This is a genomic window from Reyranella sp. (assembly GCF_036558665.1).
Lineage (GTDB): Bacteria > Pseudomonadota > Alphaproteobacteria > Reyranellales > Reyranellaceae > Reyranella.
Genome location: NZ_DATBFE010000081.1, coordinates 1 through 23,726 on the forward strand (window position 1 = coordinate 1; position 23,726 = coordinate 23,726).

Sequence of the window (23,726 nt, forward strand, 5' to 3'; positions counted from 1 at the left end):
ATCATCCGCTGTTCCCGAACCTGGTGCCGAAGCCGATGCCGATCTTCTCCAACGATCCGTCGTCGCATCCATCCGACAAGCTGAAGGTGCTGGAAACCGCCGATGATTGGTGCGTTGTCTTCGGTTATCCGGGACCGTCGACCCCGGCGGCCGACGAGGTCGCCGACAACTTCATCATCCCCGACATGATGGCCAAGGCCGCGACCGGCAAGATGACCCCGGAAGACGCGGTGAAGTGGGCGGCCAAGGAGTGCGAGCTCATCTACAAGAAGTGGGCCGGCCGCACCTAAGGTCGCAGTCCGGCCGCGAATCCGTCGGAATCCTGCGGTGGCGCCCACCGGCGTCGCCGCAGTGCGGCGGGCGCTACCCGAACGGAACCCTTCGCGCGCTCGACCGACGAAACAGGGAAACACACAAATGGCATTAGTCGCGGCCAACCATATCAAGAAGCAATTCGGCGACGTCCTTGCGGTGAACGACATCAGCCTGTCGGTGCACGACGGCGAATTCCTCGTACTTCTGGGACCGTCGGGCTGTGGCAAGACCACGTTCCTGCGCATCCTTGCCGGCCTAGAGCATCAGACCTCGGGCGATATCCTGATCGGCGGCGAGGTCGTCAACGATGTACCGCCCCGCGCACGGGGCATCGCCATGGTGTTCCAGAGCTACGGCCTCTACCCCCATCTGACGGTGGCGAACAACATCGCCTTCCCGCTGCGCACCCAGAACACGCCGCGCGCGGAGATAGCGCGCAAGGTCGAATGGGCGACGCGGCTGCTGAGCATCGATCATCTGCTCAACCGCAAGCCGCGGCAGCTTTCGGGGGGCGAACGCCAGCGCGTCGCCCTCGCGCGCGCACTGGTCCGAGAACCAACCGTGTTCCTGCTCGACGAGCCGTTGTCCAACCTCGATGCCAAGCTGCGGACGAGCGCGCGCAACGAACTCAAGCAGTTCCAGCAGACCGTGCAAACCAGCACGGTCTACGTGACGCACGATCAGGTCGAAGCAATGGGAATGGGCGATCGCATCGCCGTGATCGACCATGGCAGACTCCGTCAGATCGGCACGCCGACCGAGATCTACGACAGGCCGGCCGACGAGTTCGTGGCCACTTTCCTCGGCACGCCACCCATGAATCTCGTCGAGCGCGACGGTGGCTCGCTCGGCTTCCGGCCGGAGCACTTCCTGCCCCGCGAGATGCTGAAGAACGGCAGCGCACTGGCGGAAATGCCGTTCCGCGTCGAGCGCATGGAATATCTCGGTTCCGAGCGCGTCCTCTACGGCACCATCGAGGGTATGAAGGCCAAACGCGTGGTCACCGCCAAGCTTCCCGCCCACGCCGCCAGCGACGGCATCCGTGCCGGCGACCTCCACCCCTTCGCTGTGCGCGCAAGCGAGCTGCACTATTTCGGCCGCGACGGGCGCCGCGCCGAGGGCGGCCAGGGAGTGCTGCAATGACCACGATTGCCGAGACCCGCCGCGCCGTCGCCCGGCGGCCGCGCTTCCTGCTCGACCGCGCGGAAGTCATGGGGCCGATGTTCATCGCGCCGGCGATCCTCTATGTGCTGGTCCTCGTGGGCCTGCCTTTCTTGCTCGCGCTCTACTACGGCGTCAGCGCCTATTCGATCTTTGATCCCAGCTACCGGTTCGTGGGACTCAAGAACCTCGACGAGGTGCTCGAGAGCGAGATCTTCTGGCACACTTTGTGGAACACGCTGCTGTTCACCATCGGGTCGCAGATCATCGGGTTGCTGCTGGGCAAGATCGGCGCCATGCTGCTGATGAAGGAGTTTCCTGGCCGGGGCATCGCCCGCGCCCTCGTCATATTGCCCTGGGCGGTTCCGGTTTCGCTGGCGACGCTCGCCTGGAAGTGGATGTTCGATTCCCTCTACAGCGTCATCAACTGGACCCTGGTTGCGGCCGGGCTGGTCGACGTCGCCAACCAGCCGCAGTGGCTGGGCCAGCAGGACCTCGCCTTCGCGGCCGTCATGACTGTCCATGCCTGGCGGCTGTTCCCGTTCGGGGTCATCATCTTCCTCGCCGGCTTCGCTTCCGTGCCGAAAGACGTCCTCGACGCGGCGACCGTCGACGGGGCCGGCTTCTGGCGGCGCAACTACCAGATCATCCTGCCGATCATTGCGCCGATCGTGGTGATCGCGCTGATTTTCGGCACGGTCTTTACCTTCACCGATCTCAGCGTCGTCTATCTCCTGACCATGGGCGGGCCAATGAACAGCACGCAGGTGCTGGGTTCACTCGCCTTCCAGGTCGGCATCTTGTCCGGCGACGTCGCGCACGGTGCCGTAATCTGCCTGTTCATGTTTCCGTTCCTGCTGGTGGCAGTGATCGCACTGCTTCGCGCGCTGCGGCGTCGGGAGATCTGACATGAATGCGGTTGCGCGCCGGATTGGCTTGACGGGATCCTTTTACAGCGCCGTGGTGGTGCTGGTGTTGTTCGCAGCTTTCCCCTTCTACTGGATGCTGATCACGGCCTTCAAGACGGACGGCGACCTCTACAATCTCCAGTCCATTCCCTACTGGTTCAATGCTGCCCCGACGCTCGAGCATCTCGACTATCTCTTCAACAAAACGCTGTTCCTGCGCTGGCTCCTGAATACCGCGATCATCGGCGTCTGCGTCGTCGCCATTACCCTCGTTGTGTCCCTGCCCGCCGGCTACAGCCTCGCCCGCATGCCGGGTCGCAGTGCCGAGAATCTCGGGATCGGTATCTTCCTCACCTACCTGGTGCCGCCGACGCTGCTCTTCCTGTCGCTGTCGCGGGTCATTTCCTGGCTAGGCTTGCAGGACTCGATCTGGTCGCTGGTCGTCGTTTACCCAACCTTCACGATCCCGTTCTGCACCTGGTTGCTGATGGGCTTCTTCAAGTCGATTCCGCGCGAGATCGATGAAGCGGCCATCGTCGACGGCTGCACGATGCTGGGAGCGTTCATAAAGACGATCCTCCCGCTGTCGCTCCCTGCGATCCTCACCGTCGTGATCTTTGCCTTCACGCTCACGATGCAGGAGTTCGTCTACGCCCTCACCTTCATTTCCTCGTCCGACCAGAAGCCGGTGACGCTCGGCGTGGCGACCGATCTCGTGCGGGGCGATGTGTACTACTGGGGCGAGTTGATGGCGGCTGCGCTGATCACCAGCGTGCCGGTCGCCATCGCCTACAACCTGTTCCTCGACCGGTTCATCAGCGGCATCACCGGCGGCGCGGTCAAGTAGGCGCGACTGCCGCTCTCGGGGCCGGCAGGTGGTAGCGTCCGTCGAGCAGCTCGGCGTCCGGTTGGAAGAAGCGCGCGATGCGCCGTTCCGCCAGCCAGCGGACGGCGCGCGCCGGCAGGGGCGAGGGCGGCTCGAACTGGCCGTCGACCTCGGCCACGAGGTCGAGACTCTCGGCCGGCACGGGCGCGCCAAGGCCGGTCGTGGCGATGAAGGCGCGATAGAGGTACTCGGTCCCGAACCGGCCGAGATTGCCGCCTGGATACCGCCAGCCGTTGACCACCGTCCCGAAGGACGGGCCAGCGGTAGCGATTTCGACCGCTGCGTCGGCCAGGCCGGCGGCAATGGCGTCACGCTCGGCATCGGCGAAGGCTCGCGCGTCGAAACGGCGGCCCGCATGCAGCCGCAGGGCCGCCAGGCCGTCCAGCGTTTCGCGATCGCTCTCCGAGAGCTGGCAGTCGGCCAGGAACGCAAGGCCGGTATCGAATAGATCGAACCGCTCGCCGGGGCGCGGCGCGTCCCAGTCGACGATCGGCTCGGGGGGCGCGTCGGTGCGAAAGCGCATCAGCTCGCGCATCTCGAGGATGCGTCGCTCGTTGCGCTTGTCGGGCGTCTCCAGGAGGCTGCGCGCCTGCAGGTTTCGCACGATCTCGAGGTCGCGCTCGGAGTCTTCGACAGCGATGCGCAGGCGAAGCCACATTGTGCTCGCCGGCGCGCGCAACGGCGTCACGTCGCTTTCGGCAACGCCGTCCCAGGACGGACCTCCGATCATGCAAGGCGGTGGCGTTTTGCCCGATACGCGGCTGCTGACATGGCCGAAGACATTGGTGGATGGGTCGATAAAGGCGGCGCTGTAGAAGCGTTCGCCCATAGGGGGAAGCGTGAGGAACAGCGGGCCCACGGACAGATCGAGCCAGGCAGCGCCGGCCAGCACGCCGTCAACGGGGCGATCGCGCCAGGTCAAGCTGTTGAGCCTCCGGCCCTGCTCGACCGCATCGTGGTGACGACGAGCGAACATCCGGGAAAACGGCGTGAGGTAAATGGCCGCGCGGCGGGCAAGCTGCCGGAGGGTGCTTCGGTCGACGGCGCGCGCGGGGCGGGCCGCAACCGCGGTGGCACCGACGAGCATGGCGCGCCGGCCGAGGCTCATGCCCGCTGCTCCCGCTGCAGTCGCCGTTCCATGGTGAACGCGGCGACTGCTTGCCAAGGCGCCAGCGTCCAGAACGAGCGAGCGCGGCCGGACGGCGAAGGCAGCACGAAGACAATGGCGCCTTCCAGCGTCTCGGTCTGGCGGCCATAGGTCGGGGCTTTTCTGCCGAGCCCGAGTGAGGCGGCATTCTTGCTGGTGAAAGCGACCGCCCCCGGCCGGTATTTGCGCAGCTTGGTGTGCAGGCCCTCTGCGTCCATGGCATGAGCGCTCAGTTCGTGATCGGAGCCATATTCGGTCTTGTTCAGGTCCGTAAGGCCGATGCCCCAGGTCAGGAGCTCGGGATAGCGCCGGGGTGGAAGCCGTTCGGGTGTGAGACCGACGGCATGGAGAGTCGCCCAGAAGGCATTTCCGGGATTGGCGTAGTAGGCGCGGGCGGCATAGGAGGCGGGGCTGGGAGCAGTGCCGCAAAACACGAGATCGAGCCCGGGCGCGAGTAGATCCGGCACCAAGTGCTTCTGTCCGCTGAGGCGGCGTCTCTCGGGAAGCAATCCGCGCTCCATCGAAACATGATGCCTCAACGGCGGCATGGCGAACAGACGTCGCAATGGATCGTGCGCGAAATGCCGGCGCGTTGAGACCTTGTCCGCGGGCATCCGTCGGGCATGATGGCTCACGGAGGAATCGCATGAACAAGATCGACGCGGCCGACGAGACGCAGCTTCTGGCGACCATCGATCGCTGGATCGCGCGGGAGGTGGCGCCGCGCGTCAAGGAATTCGACCATGCCGACAAGTGGCCGGCCGGCATCGTCGAGCAGATGAAGGAGCTTGGCCTGTTCGGCGCCACCGTGTCGCCGGACTACGGCGGGCTCGGCCTGCCCGCCACGACCTATGCCGAGATCGTGATGCGCATTTCCTCGGTGTGGATGGCGATCACCGGCATCTTCAACTCCCACTTGATGCTGGCGCTGGCGGTGGAGAAATTCGGCACCGAGCCGCAGAAGCGGCATTGGCTGCCCAGGTTCGCCTCGGGCGAGATCCGCGGCGGGCTGGCGCTCACCGAGCCCGACGCCGGGACCGATCTTCAGGCGATCCGCATGACGGCACGGCGCGAAGGCGACCACTACATCATCAACGGCACCAAGACCTGGATCTCGAACGGCATCGAAGGTTCCTGCTTCGCGCTCCTGGTGAAGACCGATCCGGAAGCTCAGCCGCGCTACTCCGGCATGAGTCTCTTCATCGCGCCCAAGGGGCCGGGCTTCAAGGTCGGCCGCAAGCTCGAAAAGCTCGGCTACAAATCGATCGATTCTGGCGAGCTCGTGTTCGAGGACTATCGTATTCCCGCTGATCATCTGATCGGCGAGGTGGAGGGCCGCGGCTTCACGCAGGTTGCGGGCGGCCTAGAGCTCGGCCGTATCAACGTGGCCGCGCGCGGCGTCGGCATCGCCGAAGGCGCGCTCAGGCTTGCCACCAGCTATGCGCAAGTGCGAAAGACTTTCGGCAAGCCGATTGCCGAACACCAGGCGATCGCGCTCAAGCTCGGTGAGATGGCGACCCGGGCGCGTGCGGCACGGCTGCTGACGCTCGATGCCGCACAGGCGTTCGACCGCGGCGAGCGCTGCGACATGGAGGCCGGGATGGCCAAGTATTTCGCTTCGGAGGCGGCGCTGGAGAACAGCACCGAGTCGATGCGCATCCATGGCGCCTACGGCTACTCCAAGGAGTACGACATCGAGCGGCTCTATCGCGACGCGCCGCTCACCTGCATCGGCGAGGGCACGAACGAGATGCAGCGGCTGATCATCGCCCGTCAGTGGCTGAAGCGGAACGCCATCGTATGAACAAGCCATTGGAAGGGATTCGCGTTCTGACGCTGGAGCAGTTCGGCGCCGGCCCCTATGGCACGATGTTCCTGGCCGAGCTCGGTGCCGATGTGATCAAGATCGAGCCGCCGGAAGGCGATCCCAGCCGCCAGGTCGGACCGCACAGGCTCGGCCCGGCAGACAGCGAATATTTCCAAGCCTGGAATCTCGGCAAGAAGAGCGTCGCGCTCGACATCAAGTCGTCCGAGGGTCGGCGGCAGTTCGAGACGTTGGTCAGGACCGCCGATTGCGTCGTGAACAATCTCCGCGGGACGCAGCCTGCCAAGCTCGGCATCGACTATGCGAACCTCGCACCCGTCAAGCCGTCGATCGTCTGCTTGCACATCTCGGCTTATGGCCGCGTCGGCGAGCGCAAGGATTGGCCGGGCTACGATTTCCTGATGCAGGCCGAGGCCGGCCTGATGGAGCTGACCGGCGAACCCGACGGGCCGCCGGCCCGCGTCGGCGTGTCGATGATCGACAGCATGAGCGGCCTCACCGGCATTGTCGGCCTTTTGAGCTGTCTCCTGCGGGCCCGCTCCACCGGCAAGGGCTGCGACGTCGATACCTGCCTCTTCGACGTCGCCATGCACCAGCTCACCTATCCGGGTGTGTGGTATCTCAACGAAGGCGACGTCTCGCCGCGCCTGCCGCGCAGCGCCCATCTGTCGCTGGCGCCGGTCCAGACCTTCCCGACCAGGGACGGCTGGATCTTTATCATGTGCATGACCCAGAAATTCTGGCTGTCCCTGTGCGGGGCGATCGGCCGCGCCGATCTTCTGGACGATCCGCGCTTTCCCGATCCCAACGCCCGCGCGCGCAACCGCACTGCGCTCACGGAAGCCCTCGATCCGACCTTCCGCACGCGCAGGACCAGCGAATGGCTGGCGAAGCTCAGGGGACTCCTGCCGGCCGCACCGGTCTATCGCCTCGACCACGCGCTCGAGAGCGACTTCGCGCGCGCCTCCGGAATGGTCTCTTCCGTGCCCCATCCGAAAAAGGGCCAACTGCGGGTACTCGCCAATCCCATCCGCATCGATGGCGAGCGCCTGGAGCAGTCGGCCTGCGCACCGCTCGGGGCCGACAACGAATCACTGCTGGGCAAGCCGTCATGAAGCTCGAAGGCATCAAGGTCGTCGACCTCTCCTGGTTCCTGCCGGGGCCCTATCTCACCACCGCGCTCGCCGATCATGGCGCCGAGGTGATCAAGATCGAGCCACCTGGCGAGGGTGATCCCGGCCGCCATATCCGGCCGCAGGACGAGCGCAGCTCCGTATTTTTCCGCAACATGGCGCGCGGCAAGAAGAGCGTGGTGCTCGATCTCAAGAATGAGCGGGGCCGCGCTGATCTGTTTCGTCTCTGCACCGAGGCCGACATCATCGTGGAGTCGTTCCGGCCGGGCGTCGCGGCCCGCTTCGGCATCGGCTATGAGGCTGTAAAGGCGAAGAACCCCGGCATCGTCTATTGCTCGATCTCGGCTTTCGGTCAGGACGGCGCCTATCCCGGCCGCGCCGCCCACGACCTGGCGCTCGAAGCGATGACGGGTGTACTGAGTCTCACCCTTGGCGACGACGGCCGGCCGGCGATTCCGGGCATTCCCATCGCCGATGTGGTGAGCGGGCTGCATGGGCTGAGTGGCGTACTGATGGCGTTGCTGCGACGGCAAACCACCGGAAAGGGCGACTATATCGACGTCTCCATGCACGAGGCGTTGATGGCCTCTTGCGCCAACGTCGTGGGCACGGCCTTCACCGAGAACAAGCAGCCCGACGTGAAGCAGCAGCGCACGACCGGAGGCTCGGCGTTCTACCGCATCTACGACACTGCCGATGGCCGCCAGCTCGTGCTGGCCGGCCAGGAGATGAAGTTCGTCAAGAACCTTTTGGGCGCGCTCGGCAAGGCCGAATGGGTGCCGCTGTGCGAATGGCCCGGCGCCCATCAGAAGCCGGTGATGGAATTCCTCGAGGCTACCTTCCGCCAGAAGCCGCTGGCGCACTGGATGGAGTGGCTGGCGACACTCGACATCTGCTACGGACCGGTGAACACGCTGCCCGAAGCCATCGCCGATCCGAATCTCCTGAAGCGCGGCGCCGTGCTGACAGCCCGCGACGGTCGCAAACACTTCGCTCCCGTCGTGCGCTTCAGGGATGAGCCTTCACAGCCTCTTTTTCGCGAGCCGCTGCTGGGCGAGCATACGGACGGAATGCTTGGCCACCGCGTGGCCTCCTGACTCCAGGGAACATCGCCATGACCGATACACAGACCCCCAATGCAGCGCTTCCGGGTGATGAACTGGCGGCGACGCGCCAGAAGGCGGGGCAGCCCGTCATCACCCCCGCGACACGGCGGGACCGCGGCATCGGTCCCTTCAAACGCCTTGTGCTGCGCGGCGCCACGGTGATCGACGGCACGGGCGCGCCGCCCATTGGGCCGACCGATATCGTGATCGAGAACAACCGCATCACGTTGATGAAGAAGGCGATCGGCAATCTCGCCACTGCCGCCAGTCGCGTGCCGCCCGGCGATCATGAGATCGACTGCCGTGGCAAATGGGTGACGCCGGGCTTCATCGACTGCCATGCCCATGCGGGCGTGGCCTATCACTCGGCCAATGGCTGGGTGCCTCCGGTCGACTACGTCTACAAGCTCTGGCTAGCCCATGGTGTCACCACGGTGCGTGAGATGGGCTCGATGAACGGTCTGGGCTGGATGCTCGACCAGAAGAAGCGCTCGGCCGAGAACACGATCGCCGCGCCACGGCTGCTGGCCTATGCCTATTTCCCCGCCGTGAACGACATGCTGAAGGTGATCCACACGCCTGACGAGGGCCGTGCCTGGCTGCGCAAACTCAAGGAGCGCGGCGCCGACGGCGTGAAGTTCTTCGGCGCGCCACCCGCCATCATGGAGGCGGCGCTGGACGAATGCGGCAAGCTCGGCCTGAGGTCGGGCTGCCATCACGCGCAGATGGCCGTAACGCGCATGAACGCGCTCACGACCGCACGCTGGGGACTGACGAGCGCCGAGCACTACTACGGCCTGCCCGAAGCGCTGTTCGAAGATCGCGTGGTCCAGCACTTTCCGCTCGATTACGACTACAACGACGAGTATTTCCGCTTCTCGGTCTCCGGCCAGATGTTCAAGCAGGGCGCCGAGCCCCATTCGGCCAGGTGGAACGAGGTGATGGAGAGCTTCCTGAGGATCGGCTTCACCTTCGTGCCGACCTTCACCATCTACGACGCCAATCGCGACCTGATGCGCGCGCGCCAGGCCGACTGGCACAAGGAGTATACTTGGAAGTCCATGTGGGACTACTTCACACCGCAGCGCGGCGGACACGGCTCCTACTGGTATCGCTGGTCGACCACCAACGAAGTCGAGTGGAAGGAAAACTACCGGCTTTGGATGACTTTTATCAACGAATACAAGAACCGCGGCGGCCGTGTCTGCACCGGCAGCGACTCCGGCTTCATCTACCAGATCTTCGGTTTCGGCTATATCCGCGAGCTCGAGCTGCTGCAGGAAGCGGGCTTCCATCCGCTCGAAGTCATCCGCTCGGCAACGTCACAGGGGGCAGCGTTGTGTGGCATCGAGGACGAGCTGGGTACGCTCGAAGTCGGCAAGTATGCTGACGTGTTGATACACGATTACAATCCGCTGACCGACTTCAAACTGCTCTATGGAACAGGTGCGATGCGCTTCAACGACGCAACGAACGGCGTCGAATGGCATCGCGGCCTCAAGTACACGATCAAGGACGGCATGATCTACGACACGGCCGAGCTGCTGGCCGACGTGCGCGAACTGGTGAAGGCGAGCTGGGTCGAGGAGGTGCCAGCCCAGTATGCGCTGCAGCAGAAGGCGGCCGAGTGAACGGCGCGATCGGGCCCGACTTCATCGTCCTGACCGGCTTCCTGGGGTCGGGCAAAACGACCCTGTTGCGCGACTTCCTGGCTGGTCCCGAGGCGGCTGACACGGCGGTCATCGTGAACGAGGTGGGCGAAATCGGGCTCGACGATGTGATCCTGCGTGAGGAGCGGGGCGAGACGCCCATCGCCACGCTGTCGAACGGCTGCATATGCTGCCAGGCCGGCAGCGACCTCGCCTATACGATCGACCGGTTGCTCGCGACCGAGCGGCCAGGCGCTTCCGGACCGCTGCGCCGCATCGTGCTGGAGACCAGCGGCCTTTCCAAGCCCGGCCCCGTCCTGCGCCAGCTCGCGGGCCTCGCATCCTATCGCCTGCGCGTCTCGGTGCTCGCGACCTTCGATGCCACGCGCGGCGCGGCAACGGCCGCATTCGAGGAGGCGGCGGCACAATGGGCGGCCGCCCACCGCATCGTCGTCACCAAGGCCGATGCCGTCCCGTCCGAAACTCTGGTGCGGCGCCGGGAAGAGATCGCTGCTTTCAATCCGCTGTCGGAAATCGTGGCGATGGCCGAGCGCGACCATGCGGTAGCAGCCGCCTTCGCGCCGCTCGCGGGCATCCCGCCGATGCCAGTGATGCCGCAGGTCGCGGTTCGACCGACCCATGCCCGGATCGCCGTGCGCTTGGCGCGTCCGATCGCCGTCCTTGCGTATGACGACCTCGCGACCTGGCTCGACAATCTCGCGGGCGCATTGGGTGAGCGGCTGTTGCGCCTGAAGGGCTTGGTGCGCGTAAGAGAATGCGAACGCCCGGTACTCGTCCAGAGCGTCGGCACGGCCTTCTCCGCGCCGCGGCTGTTCGGCGAGCCTCAAGCGACACCACCCCTCTTCGTGGTGATCATCGTGCGTGACCTGCAGGCAGCCGAATTGGAGGCGGTCGCGCCGACCGGGCTGTTCGCCCTTTCGTCGTGGACAGAACCTCAGACGCTTCCGCACGCGGGAGCGCTGTCGCCGATTTCAGTGGCCTGGTCTTAGCCCACGACACCAGTTCAGCCGCGTAGGTCCTCGTCGCGGCGCTCGGCAAACACCCGATGCGCGGCGTGCATCATCGACATGCGGCCAGTGCCGCCGCCATCGCTATGTCGCACCCGCCTTCGCGGCCGGCTATAACTCCGCCGGCGCATCAGGACAGCAGAACTGTCGCCTTCGCCAGCGGCACCGGCCGATCAGACAGCAGCAGGTCCATCGCTTCCTGCTCCCAGGCGGGCTCATTGAGCGACAGCGGATCCTGCGGCGCGAGGCGGTGCTCCATCACCAGTCGCGACAGTAACAGGCGCCGTGCGTCGCCGCCTTGGGCACCGAGCGTGGCGCCTTCCCAGGCCAGCAGGGCTGCTGTCGTCGCGTGATAGAGGGCGCCGGCCGCCAGCCGCGCGCGCTTCTCGTGCCGCGGATCGCTTGCCACCGCTTCAGCGAAGCGCCCGACACGGTCGAGCGTCGCCCCGAGCAGGCCCTTGTACTGGCCAGGTACGCTGCCGCTCGGCTCGTACCTGGCCTTGAGCGCCGACATCAACGTCTTGTGGCTGCCCGACTTGCCAACCGCGCGCTGCACCACGTCGAGGGCATTGATGTTTGACGTGCCTTCCCACAACGTGCCGATCTGCGCGTCGCGCACCAGACGGGCGGTCACCCATTCCTCGATGTAGCCGATGCCGCCGCGTACCTCGAGGGCGTGGCTCGCGACCGGAATGTTGTCGCGACAGGCCCTGAACTTGTAGACCGGCGTGAGGATGCGCAGAAGGTCCGCCGCTTCCGCATCGCCGGCATTCGCCTTGCCCATCGCATCGGCGGAGAAGGCGTACATGGAAAGCGCCTGTTCGGCTGGAAGCATGATCTTCATGAGCTGCCGACGTAGCAGCGGATATTCGGCGACGGCATGGCCGAAGGCACGTCGGCCGCGCGCGGCGGCCAGCGCCTCATTCAGACAGCGCCGCATCATCGCCGCAGCACGCACGCCGTGGCTCAGCCGCGACAGGTTCACCTGCTCCATCATCTGCTTGAAGCCGCGGTTCACGTCGCCGATGAGATAGGCCGTGGCGCCATCGATATTGATCTCGCCCGAGGCCATGGAGCGTGTGCCGAGCTTGTCCTTCAGCCGCACGATCCGGTAGCTGTTGCGCGAGCCGTCCTCGAGTCGGCGCGGCAGGGCGAACAGCGCCAGCCCACGCGTGCCCGGAGCCGCGCCGCGCGGCCGCGCCAGCATGACCGCGACATCGGCGTCGGCATGGCTGCAGAACCACTTCTGACCGTAGAGCTTCCACCGCTCCACGCCGTCGGCGCCGACCCCGATCCGCTCGGCCTCGGTCTCGATTGCGCCGACATCCGAGCCGCCAGCCTTCTCGGTCATGAACTGCGTGCCCTTGAGCATGGTCTTCGGGTCCTGGCTCAGGAGCGGGTCCAGCAGGAGCCGCCTCAATGCCTCCGACCCATAGCGCTTGATGATGAAGTTGGAGGTGTCCGAGACCGAGACCGGACACATCAGGCCGAACTCGGCCTGCACGAACAGATAAGTGATGCCGTATTTCACCAGCGGATGGGCCGGCGCCGTCATGCCGAGCACGCCCGGCCGGTGGCTCATGGCGTGCATGCCGAACTCCTCGAAGGCGATCTTCTCCATTTCGCGGTAGGCGGGATGGTAGTCGATCCAATCCTCGTCCCGTCCAAAGCGGTCGCGCGGGTGCAGCACCGGCGGATGCCTGTCGGCGATCTGCGCGAGCTCGTCGAGACGATTGCCGGCCAGCTCACCCAGCCGCTCGAAATGCGGCGTCATCGCAGCGCGCAGGCCGGGCTCGAGATAAAGCGACAGCAGGTCCTGGAACTGCCGGTCGATCGCATAAAAATTCTGGCCGTGGATGTCCGGCGCGATGTGGTGGGCGCCGTGCGGCATTTTGGTCGTGTTGCCGGCCATGTCGGGCATGCTTCCCTCCCGCAATCGTGGTGCAGGCGCAATCTAGCGCTGTGCTAGGGTCGCAGGCCATGACCATCGGTGTTCTCTTCGTCTGCACCGGCAATATATGCCGCTCGCCTACGGCGGCGGGCGTACTGCGTGCCATGGCCGAGCGCGCAGGCCTCGCTGACGCATTCCGGATCGAATCAGCGGGGACGTTCGATGGACATATCGGCCAGCCGGCATCGCCGCTCGCGATCGAGACGGCAAAGCGGCGCGGCTACGATCTGTCGTCCCATCGCGCGCGGCTGCTCATCAATGCGGATCTGGAACGTTTCGACTATCCTTTGGCGATGGATCGCAGCCATCTCGCAGTGATGCGCTGGATGGCGCCGCGTGATCTCGTGGACCGGCCGCAGATGTTCCTGAAGTTCGCGCCGCAGGCGGGCACCCTGGATGTTCCCGATCCCTACGGTGGCCGGGCGCGCAACTACGAGCAAGCGCTGGATCTCATCGAGAAAGGCTGCGCCGGCCTGCTCGCGACCCTCAAGCCTTTGCTGGAAATGGCCAGCTGACGCCGAGCTCGCCCAGGCGGTTCACGACGTTGAAGGTGAGGCGCGAGATGTCGTTGTCGAAATCGTTGACCGGCAGGCTGCCGCAATAGGTGATCGAACCGACCGAGAACACGGCGCCTCCCGCCGGCTTCTCGATATAGACCATGTCGGCGCGGATGAGCTGTTCCAGCGTTTGCCCGGAAATGGTGGTGGTGAACCCCAGCCTCTCCTCGTGCACGACGACATAGTCCTTGCGCTCGTGCCCTTCGGACGAGGCCAGCACGACGGTGTTGGGCGGGCCGCCGAGCTGGGGGTCGAACCGGTCGATCTCGAAACCCGCCGCACCGCCGCCCGAAAGGCCGAACCCGCCAAACGGATCGTTCTTCACGCCGTCGAACATCCAGGCATGGCGGCCGTCGCGTGAGGCGGGAGCGCGGCGATAGCTGCTGCCGATGAACGTGCCCTGGCTCGAGAAACCGACGCCGCAGAGGAGATTGGGCGGCCGGTCGGAGCGCCGCCACAGGCCGCCGTAGGCGCCGTCCAGCGCGTGATGATACTCGCCGGCCTCGGCGGCCCAGGTACGGATGCCGCCCTCCGTCCGCCGAACCTCGAGGGCGCCCGGGACCTTCTCGGACAGTGCCACCCGCCAGTAGAAGCCGTTGCCGCCGAGATACATCAGGCGGCCGCCGCCGTCGGCATAACGCTGCAGGCCGTCGAGAGTGCGCTCGGTGTGGTACTCCGGATGAGAACCGGTGAGCACGACCTTGTAGGGCGCCAGAAGGCCTTCGCCCTCGCGGTCGAGATCGTGATCGGTGACGACATCGAAGGCGATCCCCATGCGATCGAGCCAGCCGGTGAGATGCGTATCGGCCGGCAGGTGGCGCACGCCCGAGCCCATGTCGTCATTGAAATAGAGATAGTCGGGCCGCCAGGTGAGAAGCGGCCTGAGCAGCGAGGCACAGGCGGTTCCCGAGCCGTCGCGATGGAGATTGTAGGTCGAGAGCCCGTAGTCCGCATGTTCGTCGGGATTGTGGGCGAAGGCATTCCAGTCGGCGACGCGCTGGCGGAATGCCGCGTCGAACAGGCCGCGCCTGTGGTTGCCGTAGGCCTGATAGGTGAAGGTCGCAGCGAGATAGCAGACCTTGGCCTGCGGCTTGCCGCGCGCGGGCAGGACGAAGAACGGAATGGTGTCGCGATGCGGGCCGCAGGCGAGAGCCATGCCATAGATGCCGCTCTTGAGGCCTTCAGGAACGGTGAAGGTGAAGTCGTCCGACCAACCGCAGTCGTGCAGATCGTCGTCGTGGAAGTGGATGGCGGCATAATGGTGCGGGGCCCGGCGCCAGTCGCGTTCCACGCCGGTCCAGCCAGCCCCCTTCATCGCCCGCGTCGGCAAATTCACCAGCCGGCCATGAAGATCGTTGGGACCGGTGTCCTCGATCTCTATCGTGTCCATGCGACGCGCGAGATCCCACTCTGCGACGCCCGTCATCGACGGCGCCTCGATCTTGCCATTGAAGCAGCGATGCACGGGCCGATCCGCAGCCAGCTCGGCCGCGATCACGATTGGCTGCCCGGCGTCGAGCGCCAAGGGTGTCGGGGCCATCATCGTCGCCGTGCCTTCGTCCTCCACGGCATGGCTGCGTCTCAGCGGCTGCTGGCCGACGCGCAGAACTCCCGTCGTCGGATCGGCGTCGGCCCACACGCGATACCACGTGCGGGCGCGCAACGATTTGCCGACGATGACCTTCGCGTCGCCGACCTCCAGTGCCATGCCGTCGGCTGTCACCAGAAGTGAAAAGCCCGCGCCAGTGGCGGGATCGCGTCGGGAGATGACAGTTTGCGGCCCATCTTGGGGCAGTGTCGGCCAGATCAACGCTTCGAGCGACAGCGCTGCGAACGGCTTGAGCGTCGCCGCGCGATCGATCAGGGCATAGGAGCCCGGCCAAGCCCGCTGTTCGCGCGATGGAAACCGCTCGGCAAAGTAGTGGGAGAGATCCTCGAGCCGGGGCGGAGGGCCCGCCGGATTTGGATCGCCGCGCACGATGCGCACCAGCCGTACATGATAGGGCTCCGGCCCGACACTCGAGACCTTGAAGGCGATCTTTTCACCGACCCGGGCGGAAATCCGGTCGGCATAGCCAGTCAGCGGTGCAGTCACGTTGTCTCCCCCGGCCGCACCGATATAGTCGCCCGAATTCGAGGAGGAATACCATGGTGAAGATCGCCGGGAGTTTGAAGCTCACATGACCCGCGAAGACCTGCGTGGAAAGATCCAGACCGTGCTCGGCCCGATCGAACCCGCCACGCTCGGCCGCACGCTGATGCACGAACATGTACTGTGCGACCTTCGTCCGCCATCCTCGCGTGGCGACAATGATCTCGGGCCGGATATCACCCTCGAGAATGTCTGGCAGATCAACTATGGACGCGGCGTGAAGCGGGCCGGCCGCAAATACATGCTCGACCTCGAGGACATCGCCACTCGCGAGGTCCGCATGATGAAGCACGAAGGCGGCGACGCCGTCGTGGAGCTGACATGCGGCGGCCTCTCGCCCGATCCCGGCGGCCTGCAGCGCATCGCGGCCGGCACCGGCGTCCACCTCGTCATGGGCTGCGGTTACTACGTCAACGAGTACCAGGATCCGAAGAATCATGGCCGTACGGTGGAGGACTTCGCCGAGGAGATGATCGGCCAGATCCTGAAGGGCGCCTGGGGCACAGACGTGCGTGCCGGCATGATCGGCGAGATCGGCTGCACTGCGCCGTGGACGGAAACCGAAAAGCGCGTGATGCAGGCGGCACTGATCGCCGCAACGGAGACGGGAGCGGCGATCAACGTCCATCCCGGGCGCGATCCCGACCAGCCGCAGGAGGTGGCCGACTTCATCGCGGCGGCCGGCCATCCGACCGAGCGCATCGTCATCAGCCACATCGACCGCACGATCTTCGACGATCCACGCCTGCTGCGGCTAGCCGACTCGGGTGTGACGATCGAATTCGATCTGTTCGGCCAGGAGTCGAGCTACTACGGTCTCTCGGATATCGACATGCCGAACGACGCGAGCCGGCTCAGGCTGATCCGGACCCTGATCGAGCATGGTCATCTCGATCGTGTCGTGATCAGTCACGACATCTGTTACCGCACCAGGCTTGCGAGCTTCGGTGGGCACGGCTACGGCCACATTTTCCGCAATGTCGTGCCGATGATGCGACGGCGCGGCTACAGCGAGGACGAGATCGATGCGATCCTGGTGCGCAACCCGCGGCGATTGCTGACGTTCGTCTGACACATCACGGAGAGTCCCCCATGATCCGCAAGCTCGCCTCGGGCGAATACCGGCTCTATTCGCGCAAGGTCAATCCCAAGACCGGCAAACGCCGCAATCTCGGCACCTTCAAGAGCCGCGCCGCCGCGGAGAAGCACGAACGCGCCGTCCAATACTTCAAACGGCATTGAGGACCGGCGCGGCCTCAGAATACGAGGCTGTAGGCCGCCTCTTCGGTGTAGATCGAGCCGTTGCGGCCCTGGCGGCTGGAGTACAGCGAGAAATGCTCGACGATCCAGGGTCCGGCGCGGAAGCGGGCGTGGCTTGCCATGAACTGGGCGATGTGATGACCAGTCTCGGCGCCGTTGCGGAAGCGGGCGAGCGTAACATGTGGACGGAATTTGCGGCGCTCGACGCCGATGCCGCAATTGCGCGCTACCGTGCAGACTTTCTGCTGCAGCCAATCGAGCCGCTCCGACTTCTCCACCATCGCGACCAGCGCCTTGGGCTGCTTGCCGCTGCTGAACTGATCGACGCCGGCGACCGTGATCGGGAAGGGCGGCGCGGCAATGTCGGACAGTTCTTCTTCGAGATCGCGCCCCACGCCGCCCTGCACCTCGCCCGCGAAGCAGAGGGTGACGTGGAAATTCTCTGCCGACACCCAGCGCGCATCGGGCACGCCCGACTGCAGCGCGGTCAGCTCGGTGGAGACTTCCTCAGGGACGGGCAGGGCGATGAACAGACGCGGCATAGCGATCGAGATTCCTGATGACGAACGGCAGCATGCGCTCGGCGATCACCTCCGCCCCTTTCGGGTTGGGGTGGAGTCCATCGGGCTGGTTGAGCGCCGGATTCTGGGCCACGCCATCCAGCACGAACGGATAGAGCGGCACCTCGTACTTGGCGGCAAGGCGACTGTAGATCCGGTCGAACGACTGGACGTAGTCCGAGCCGAGATTGCGCGGCGCCATCATCCCGGCCAGCCACACCGTGACACCAGCCTCCCTCAGCTTCTCGATGATGCCGGCAAGGTTGCGCTCGGTGGTGGCCGGATCGACGCCGCGCAGGGCGTCGTTGGCGCCAAGCTCGACCAGCACGATGTCGGGCTTGTCGCCGAGGATCCAGTCGACCCGGTCGAGTCCTCCGGCCGATGTATCGCCCGACACGCCGTCGTTCAGCACCGTGACGTTGCGCCCCCGGGCCTTCAGCGCCGCCTCGACAAGCGCGGGAAAGGCTTGCGTGGGCTTGAGGCCGAAGCCGGCCGCCAGACTGTCACCGAGAACCGCGAGCTTGACCTGTGAGGTCTGCGCCTGCGCGGGGACCAGGAAAAAAAGAACCGCCAGCAGCAAATTGACCGCTGCCACAAAACGACCATATCCCTTGTCGAGCTTCATCGCTTCTTTCCGGAGTCCTGGTGACCGCCCCGCCGATCGTTCGTTTCACCGACGTTCATCTCGACATGGCAAGTGATGCCGGCATGGTCAACATCCTGCGAGGCATCACGCTCGAGATCGCAGCCGGCGAGATCGCCGCCGTCGTCGGTCCGTCGGGTGCCGGCAAGTCCAGCCTGATGATGGTGGCGGGCGGCCTGGAGCGCGCCACATCCGGTCGCGTCGAGATGGTCGGCCGCGATCTCGGCCCGCTCGACGACGATGCCCGGGCTCGTCTCAGATGCGAGAATGTAGGCATTGTATTCCAGGGTTTTCATCTCATCCCGACCATGACGGCGCTGGAGAACGTCGCCTTGCCGCTGGAGTTCGCGGGCCGGCCGGACGCGTTCGACGCGGCGCAAGGGGCACTCGAGCGCGTGGGCCTCGGGCCGCGCCTCAGCCACTATCCGGCCCAGCTCTCGGGCGGCGAGCAGCAGCGCGTGGCTATCGCGCGCGCCTTCGTCGGCCGGCCAAGACTGCTGCTGGCCGACGAGCCGACCGGCAATCTCGACGGTTCGACCGGCAGGAAGGTGATGGATCTTCTGTTCGAAATGGCGCGCGCCGACGCAGCGACGTTGATCCTGATCACGCACGACATGACGCTTGCCGGGCGCTGCGACCGCATCGTGCGCGTAGCCGACGGCCTCGTGGTCGGCGACCGGCGCCCGGCTGCCGGCTCCGTGCTCGCTGCGCAATGAGCACTGGCTGATGGCCTTGGCCGCGAAGCTGGCGCGTCGCGAGATGCGAAGCGGTCTGGGCGGCTTTCGCCTGTTCCTGGCCTGCCTCGCGCTGGGTGTAGGGGCGATTGCGGCGATCCTGTCATTCAGCCGCGCCATCGAGGAAGGCTTGCGTGCCGATGCCCGCGAGTTGCTCGGCGGCGACGTCGCGATCTCACTGCTCTATCGCGAGGCAACGCCCGAGCAGATCGCGTTTCTGCGCGCCCAGGGGCCGCTCGTGGAATGGGTCGACAGCCGCTCGATGGCGCGGCCGGCTCACCCCGGTGGCACGGCGGCGCTGGTTCAGTTGAAAGCGGTGGACCCGGGCTACCCGCTCTATGGCAGGGTGGAATTGCGGGACGGACGATCTTTGCCGGACGCCCTCGCCAGGCGCGATGGCGTTTGGGGTGCGGCGGTCGAGGAGGCGGCACTCAAGCGCATGAACATCGCGCTGGGTGAACTCGTGAAGGTGGGCGACGCGACCTTGCAGGTCCGCGCCGTCATCGAGCGCGAGCCGGACAGCGGCCTCAGCGCCTTCGCAAGCCTCGGACCCCGCCTGATGATGCCGTTGGCAGCGCTCGACGAATCGGGACTGGTGCAGCCCGGCAGCCTTCTCACCTGGCAGTATCGTCTGAAGCTGCCGCCGGGCCGGTCGGACAGGGAAGTCGCAGCCGCCATCAAGATGCGCTTTCCGGAGGCCGGCTGGCGGGTCCGGGATCTCGGCGAGGCTGGCGGCGGCATCCGCTTCTGGCTCGACCGGCTGACCGAGTTCATCAGCCTGATCGGGCTTTCCGCGCTGCTGGTGGGCGGTGTGGGCGTCGGCAACGCCGTCTCGAGCTTCCTTGCCGGCCGTATGCGCACCATTGCCATCATGAAGTGCCTCGGCTCGCCGCAGCGCCTGATCTTCGCGACTTATTTCATCCAGCTCGGCACCCTTGCCCTCCTGGGGGTCGCCGTCGGCGTCGCGCTCGGCGCGGCACTGCCGTTCGTGGCCCAGTCGCTGATCGCCGGTCTGTTGCCGGTGAAGGCGCGGATCGCGCTCTACTTCAGGCCACTCGCCACGGCGGCCGCCTTTGGCCTGCTGGTCTCGATGCTCTTTGCGCTCGTGCCACTGATCCGTGCACGCGGCATTCCCGCCGCCAGCCTCATGCGCGGCACGCCCGTCGAGCGACGGCGGCTCGGCTGGCGTGATATCGCACTGGTGGCCGGCATGGCACTCCTGCTCGCGGGCTTCACCATCGAGACCGCCGAAAGCCAGCGAATCGCGGTTTACTTCGTGCTGGGCGCGTTGGGCGCGTTCATCGCCTTTCCGCTGTTGGCGCGTGGCGTGATGGTCGCCGCGGCGCGCGCCGGCAAGCCGCGACTCGCGTCCCTTCGTCTCGCCCTTGCCAACCTTCATCGCCCGGGCTCGCCGACGCCGATCGTGATGCTATCGCTCGGCCTCGGCCTCACCGTGCTGGTTGCCACCGCCCTGATCGAGGGCAATTTGCGCGAGCAGATCACGCAGCGCATCCCCAAGGATGCACCGGCCTTCTTCTTCGTCGACATCCAGTCGACCCAGATGCCCGAATTCGAGCAAACCATCGGCGCGATCCCGGGCGCCGGCGCGCTCGACAAGGTGCCGTCGCTGCGCGGCCGGATCGTCAAACTCGGCGGCAAGCCGGTCAGCGAGGTCGCGATTCCGCCAGGCGCGCGCTGGGCCGTCGATAGCGACCGCGGCATCACCTACGCCACGACGGTGCCGGAAGGCGCACACGTCGTCGCCGGCACATGGTGGGCCGCCGACTATCGTGGACCGCAACTCGTCTCGTTCGACGAGACGCTGGCGCGCGACTTCGGCCTCGCGATCGGCGACACGGTCACGGTGAATGTGCTCGGCCGCGATATCGAGGCGCGCATCGCCTCGCTGCGGCATATCGATTGGCAGACGCTGGCCATCAACTTCGTGATGGTCTTCTCGCCCGGCATCCTCGACCGTGCCCCGCACACCTTCCTCGCCACGGTAAGGGCAAGGCCCGAGGCCGAGGACGCGATCTTCAAGGCGGTTACCGAGAAGTTCCCCAACGTCACGGTGGTGAGCGTGCGCGACGCCGTGCGGACCGCCTCCGAGGTGCTGGACAATATCGGGCTCGCCACGGAGCTCATCGGATTGATCAGCATCCTCGCCGGCATCCTCGTCCTCGCCGGCGCCATGCTGGCGACCCAGCGCCGGCGAATCCACGAGGCGGTCGTCATGAAGGTGCTGGGCGCGACGCGGACGCGCATAGCCGGCATCTTTGCCTGGGAATTCCTGGCCCTCGGGCTGGCCACTGCACTTGCCGCCCTCGGGGTCGGCACGCTCGCGGCCTACTTCGTCGTCCGCCACCTGATGAGCCTGCAATGGACCTTCCTGCCCATGGTGGCGGTTGCCGTTGCCGTCGGCGCCATGGCCTTGACCCTGGCTTTCGGGCTGGCGGGGACCATAGCGGCCCTGCGGCAGCGGCCTTTGGCCCTGCTGCGTAACGAATGAACTGCAGATTTCACGATTTGGGCACAATTGTTGGGGTACCGTTCTGCGCTTGATTCAATTGGACTGCATGCCCACATTGGCGGGCAAAGGGGCTCGGCGATGAGGTCCCAGTCGGAGGCGTGAGAAATGGCAAACGAGAACTTCAACACCTTTGGCCGTCCGGGCGTGATTGCGGACCAGGCGACATTCGATGTCGGCCTGCGCGCCCACATGATCCGTGTCTACAACTACATGGCATCGGGCTTGGCGCTGTCGGGCATCGTGGCATTCGCCCTCTTCGCTTCGCCGCAGCTTCAGAACATTTTCTTCCAGATGGGAGTCACTCCGGGCGGCGCGGTCATTCCCGTCGGCCTGAACATTCTCGGCTGGATCGCCATACTGGCGCCGCTTGGACTGCTGATGGTGGCGTCGTTCCGCGCCGCGCAGATCAGCCTCGGCGGGCTGCAGGCAATCTACTGGGGCGTCACGGCCTTGATGGGCGTCAGCCTGTCGCTCCTCCTGTTCCGCTACACCGGAGCGTCGGTCGCGCGTACTTTTTTCGTGACGGCCGCCGCATTCGGCGCCCTCAGCCTCTACGGCTACACGACCAAGCGCGACCTGAGCGCTTTCGGCAAGTTCCTGTTCATGGGCCTGATCGGCATCATCCTGGCCAGCCTGGTGAATCTCTTCGTCCACTCCAGCGGTGTGGCGTTCATCGTCTCGATCCTCGGTGTGCTGATCTTCTCGGGGCTGATCGCCTACGACACGCAGAAGATCAAGGAGCAGTACAGTGACGCCTGGGGCACCCAGATGGCCGACAAGGTCGCGGTTTTCGGCGCGCTCAGCCTCTATCTCGACTTCGTCAACCTGTTCCAGTTCCTGATGAGCTTCATGGGACAGAGTCGCGACTAGCCGGCATCGCCAGGCCGACGCAGACGCCCGGGGCGCAAGACCCGGGCGTCTTGTTGTGGAGTGCCGGCATGACACGGCGGCGAGGCGGCGTCCACCTTTGGCGGCGGCTGTCGCTGGCGCTGCTGTTCGCCAACTCCCCGTTCAGTTGGGTGGTAATCCCCCTCGGCCACCATCATCGCCCTCGCTGTCGGAGTGCTTGCGTCGCTGAGCGAGCGCGCCGCGCGGGGTGAGGCTCTTCCTGCTGACTCTCGCAACCGTCGATGATCCGGCGTCGATCCGGATTGTCGCCTCGACGGTCTCGGCTTTGCCGAACGACTTTCGCGGACCAGATAGGTTCGAGTTTAGGGCCGCCGTCTGCGGCGGCACCGGCTTCATCATGAGCCTCTTCATCGGACGCTCGCATTCGAGGGCGACCAGCATGCACCGCTGGTGCGCGCGGCGTACTGGTCGGGGCGCTCATGTCGGGCGCATCGGGGTGGACGAATTTGCGCCTTTCGGGAGTGTCCCGGCCGCCTGAATCATGGCGGGGTGCCGACGCGGTCGCCGGCAGCGCAAGATTGCACGAGCATGGCGGCGGCCTATACTTTGCCGCCATGCGCCGGACATCCTACGAGCAGATGAATTGTTCGATCGCCTCGGCACTCGACGTCGTGGGCGAGCCCTGGACACTCCTGATCGTGCGCGACGCTTTCTACGGCGTGCGTCGCTTCGACGACTTCCAGGAGAATCTCGGCATTGCGCGCAACGTGCTCACGGCGCGCCTGAAGAAGCTCGTCGAAGCCGGCGTCTTCCGCAAGTCTGCTTATCGCCAGCGTCCGCTGCGCCATGAATATCGCCTGACCGAGAAGGGTGCGGCCTTGTTCACAGTCATCGTCGGCCTCAAACAGTGGGGCGATCGCTATGGTGCCGCATCACGCACCGGCAAGCCGATGGACCTCGTTGATCGAGACGATGGTCATCCGCTCGAGCCGGTGCTGATCGACGCCGCGAGCGGCCGCAAGCTCGAACTCACCAATGTCCGTGCTATCGCAGGTCCTGGCGCTCAGCAGACCACGCGCGATTTTTTTGACCGTCTGGCTCTCACCCGGCCGGCGGTGCGCTGACGGTCGCTCTAACGATCCTTGGATGTCGGCGGGTCCAGGCGTTTGCCTGCCATAGTCTGGCGCTGTCGCCTGTCGCGGTCCTTGTCGGCAGTCTTCTCCGCCTTGGTGCGTCCGAAACGCAACCGGTTCATGTCGGCTTCGCTAGTGCGTTCGCGCCGCGCCTTCTCCTTGCGGGCACGCCTCAAGTTGACGATCTCGGCCATGTGAC

At 65.6% G+C, this 23,726-nt stretch carries 22 protein-coding genes and 1 pseudogene; 16 read left to right on the forward strand and 7 right to left on the reverse strand.

Annotated features, from left to right (window positions below):
• The 4 genes and pseudogenes from VH499_RS13610 to VH499_RS13625 all read left to right on the forward strand — a co-directional run.
• A pseudogene (locus tag VH499_RS13610) lies at nucleotides 1–290 on the forward strand (carbohydrate ABC transporter substrate-binding protein); the annotation flags it as partial.
• Nucleotides 291–417: 127 nt separating this feature from the next.
• Nucleotides 418–1,458 (forward strand): ABC transporter ATP-binding protein, encoded by a 1,041-nt coding sequence (locus tag VH499_RS13615; RefSeq protein ID WP_332053283.1) that lies wholly within the window; start codon nucleotides 418–420, stop codon nucleotides 1,456–1,458.
• On the forward strand, nucleotides 1,455–2,384 hold the full coding sequence (locus VH499_RS13620) for a sugar ABC transporter permease (protein WP_332053284.1): 930 nt from the start codon (nucleotides 1,455–1,457) through the stop codon (nucleotides 2,382–2,384). Before VH499_RS13615 ends, VH499_RS13620 begins: the two co-directional genes overlap by 4 nt.
• Nucleotides 2,385–2,412: 28 nt before the next feature.
• Entirely contained in the window at nucleotides 2,413–3,231 is an 819-nt protein-coding gene (locus VH499_RS13625) for a carbohydrate ABC transporter permease (RefSeq protein ID WP_332053285.1), read from the forward strand.
• Here VH499_RS13625 and VH499_RS13630 read toward each other — a convergent pair.
• On the reverse strand, nucleotides 3,224–4,378 hold the full coding sequence (locus VH499_RS13630; RefSeq protein WP_332053286.1) for a DUF1254 domain-containing protein: 1,155 nt from the start codon (nucleotides 4,376–4,378) through the stop codon (nucleotides 3,224–3,226). The two genes, VH499_RS13625 and VH499_RS13630, sit on opposite strands and share 8 nt — an antisense overlap.
• Complete coding sequence (locus tag VH499_RS13635; RefSeq protein ID WP_332053287.1) at nucleotides 4,375–4,938, reverse strand: mismatch-specific DNA-glycosylase; 564 nt, start codon at nucleotides 4,936–4,938, stop codon at nucleotides 4,375–4,377. Before VH499_RS13635 ends, VH499_RS13630 begins: the two co-directional genes overlap by 4 nt.
• A 125-nt stretch (nucleotides 4,939–5,063) precedes the next feature.
• Between VH499_RS13635 and VH499_RS13640 the strand changes: the two genes are divergently transcribed.
• The 5 genes from VH499_RS13640 to VH499_RS13660 are packed head-to-tail and all read left to right on the forward strand — an operon-like array spanning nucleotide 5,064 to nucleotide 11,140.
• Entirely contained in the window at nucleotides 5,064–6,221 is a 1,158-nt protein-coding gene (locus VH499_RS13640) for an acyl-CoA dehydrogenase family protein (RefSeq protein WP_332053288.1), read from the forward strand.
• The gene (locus VH499_RS13645) at nucleotides 6,218–7,357 is read left to right on the forward strand and encodes a CoA transferase (RefSeq protein ID WP_332053289.1); all 1,140 of its coding nucleotides are present in this window, start codon (nucleotides 6,218–6,220) and stop codon (nucleotides 7,355–7,357) included. Before VH499_RS13640 ends, VH499_RS13645 begins: the two co-directional genes overlap by 4 nt.
• Nucleotides 7,354–8,472, forward strand: a complete 1,119-nt coding sequence (locus tag VH499_RS13650) for a CoA transferase (RefSeq protein ID WP_332053290.1) — start codon at nucleotides 7,354–7,356, stop codon at nucleotides 8,470–8,472. The genes VH499_RS13645 and VH499_RS13650 overlap by 4 nt, the downstream gene beginning before the upstream one ends.
• A 17-nt stretch (nucleotides 8,473–8,489) precedes the next feature.
• Nucleotides 8,490–10,112, forward strand: coding sequence for an amidohydrolase family protein (locus VH499_RS13655; RefSeq protein ID WP_332053291.1), 1,623 nt, complete (start codon nucleotides 8,490–8,492; stop codon nucleotides 10,110–10,112).
• Complete coding sequence (locus tag VH499_RS13660; protein ID WP_332053292.1) at nucleotides 10,109–11,140, forward strand: CobW family GTP-binding protein; 1,032 nt, start codon at nucleotides 10,109–10,111, stop codon at nucleotides 11,138–11,140. Before VH499_RS13655 ends, VH499_RS13660 begins: the two co-directional genes overlap by 4 nt.
• 148 nt (nucleotides 11,141–11,288) lie before the next feature.
• On the opposite strand, the gene VH499_RS13665 is transcribed toward VH499_RS13660, so the two are convergent.
• Nucleotides 11,289–13,079, reverse strand: a complete 1,791-nt coding sequence (locus VH499_RS13665) for an acyl-CoA dehydrogenase family protein (RefSeq protein WP_332053293.1) — start codon at nucleotides 13,077–13,079, stop codon at nucleotides 11,289–11,291.
• Between the two features lie 17 nt (nucleotides 13,080–13,096).
• Between VH499_RS13665 and VH499_RS13670 the strand changes: the two genes are divergently transcribed.
• Nucleotides 13,097–13,624 carry a low molecular weight protein-tyrosine-phosphatase gene (locus tag VH499_RS13670; protein WP_332053294.1) on the forward strand — a complete coding sequence of 176 codons (528 nt, stop codon included), beginning with the start codon at nucleotides 13,097–13,099 and terminating at the stop codon, nucleotides 13,622–13,624.
• On the opposite strand, the gene VH499_RS13675 is transcribed toward VH499_RS13670, so the two are convergent.
• Nucleotides 13,596–15,761 carry a N,N-dimethylformamidase beta subunit family domain-containing protein gene (locus tag VH499_RS13675; protein ID WP_332053295.1) on the reverse strand — a complete coding sequence of 722 codons (2,166 nt, stop codon included), beginning with the start codon at nucleotides 15,759–15,761 and terminating at the stop codon, nucleotides 13,596–13,598. The two genes, VH499_RS13670 and VH499_RS13675, sit on opposite strands and share 29 nt — an antisense overlap.
• An 85-nt stretch (nucleotides 15,762–15,846) precedes the next feature.
• Between VH499_RS13675 and VH499_RS13680 the strand changes: the two genes are divergently transcribed.
• Both VH499_RS13680 and VH499_RS13685 read left to right on the forward strand, forming a co-directional pair.
• On the forward strand, nucleotides 15,847–16,890 hold the full coding sequence (locus tag VH499_RS13680; protein ID WP_332053296.1) for a hypothetical protein: 1,044 nt from the start codon (nucleotides 15,847–15,849) through the stop codon (nucleotides 16,888–16,890).
• Nucleotides 16,891–16,910: 20 nt separating this feature from the next.
• Nucleotides 16,911–17,060, forward strand: a complete 150-nt coding sequence (locus tag VH499_RS13685; RefSeq protein ID WP_122403506.1) for a hypothetical protein — start codon at nucleotides 16,911–16,913, stop codon at nucleotides 17,058–17,060.
• A gap of 14 nt (nucleotides 17,061–17,074) precedes the next feature.
• Here VH499_RS13685 and thpR read toward each other — a convergent pair whose 3' ends face one another.
• Both thpR and VH499_RS13695 read right to left on the reverse strand, forming a co-directional pair.
• A complete protein-coding gene (thpR, locus tag VH499_RS13690; RefSeq protein ID WP_332053297.1) occupies nucleotides 17,075–17,620 on the reverse strand; it encodes an RNA 2',3'-cyclic phosphodiesterase in 546 nt (181 codons plus the stop codon).
• A complete protein-coding gene (locus VH499_RS13695) occupies nucleotides 17,586–18,263 on the reverse strand; it encodes an arylesterase (protein WP_332053298.1) in 678 nt (225 codons plus the stop codon). Before VH499_RS13695 ends, thpR begins: the two co-directional genes overlap by 35 nt.
• A 20-nt stretch (nucleotides 18,264–18,283) precedes the next feature.
• Between VH499_RS13695 and VH499_RS13700 the strand changes: the two genes are divergently transcribed.
• The 4 genes from VH499_RS13700 (at nucleotide 18,284) to VH499_RS13715 (ending at nucleotide 23,518) form a co-directional block, all read left to right on the forward strand.
• A complete protein-coding gene (locus VH499_RS13700) occupies nucleotides 18,284–18,997 on the forward strand; it encodes an ABC transporter ATP-binding protein (RefSeq protein ID WP_414709782.1) in 714 nt (237 codons plus the stop codon).
• A 10-nt stretch (nucleotides 18,998–19,007) separates the two neighbouring features.
• Nucleotides 19,008–21,524, forward strand: coding sequence for an ABC transporter permease (locus tag VH499_RS13705; protein ID WP_332053299.1), 2,517 nt, complete (start codon nucleotides 19,008–19,010; stop codon nucleotides 21,522–21,524).
• Between the two features lie 126 nt (nucleotides 21,525–21,650).
• Nucleotides 21,651–22,415 carry a Bax inhibitor-1/YccA family protein gene (locus tag VH499_RS13710; protein WP_332053300.1) on the forward strand — a complete coding sequence of 255 codons (765 nt, stop codon included), beginning with the start codon at nucleotides 21,651–21,653 and terminating at the stop codon, nucleotides 22,413–22,415.
• 593 nt (nucleotides 22,416–23,008) lie between these two features.
• A complete protein-coding gene (locus tag VH499_RS13715; protein ID WP_332053301.1) occupies nucleotides 23,009–23,518 on the forward strand; it encodes a helix-turn-helix domain-containing protein in 510 nt (169 codons plus the stop codon).
• Nucleotides 23,519–23,526: 8 nt separating this feature from the next.
• Here the strand turns inward: VH499_RS13715 and VH499_RS13720 are convergent, their stop codons facing one another.
• On the reverse strand, nucleotides 23,527–23,721 hold the full coding sequence (locus VH499_RS13720) for a DUF4169 family protein (RefSeq protein WP_332053302.1): 195 nt from the start codon (nucleotides 23,719–23,721) through the stop codon (nucleotides 23,527–23,529).
• Between the last annotated feature and the right edge of the window lie 5 nt (nucleotides 23,722–23,726).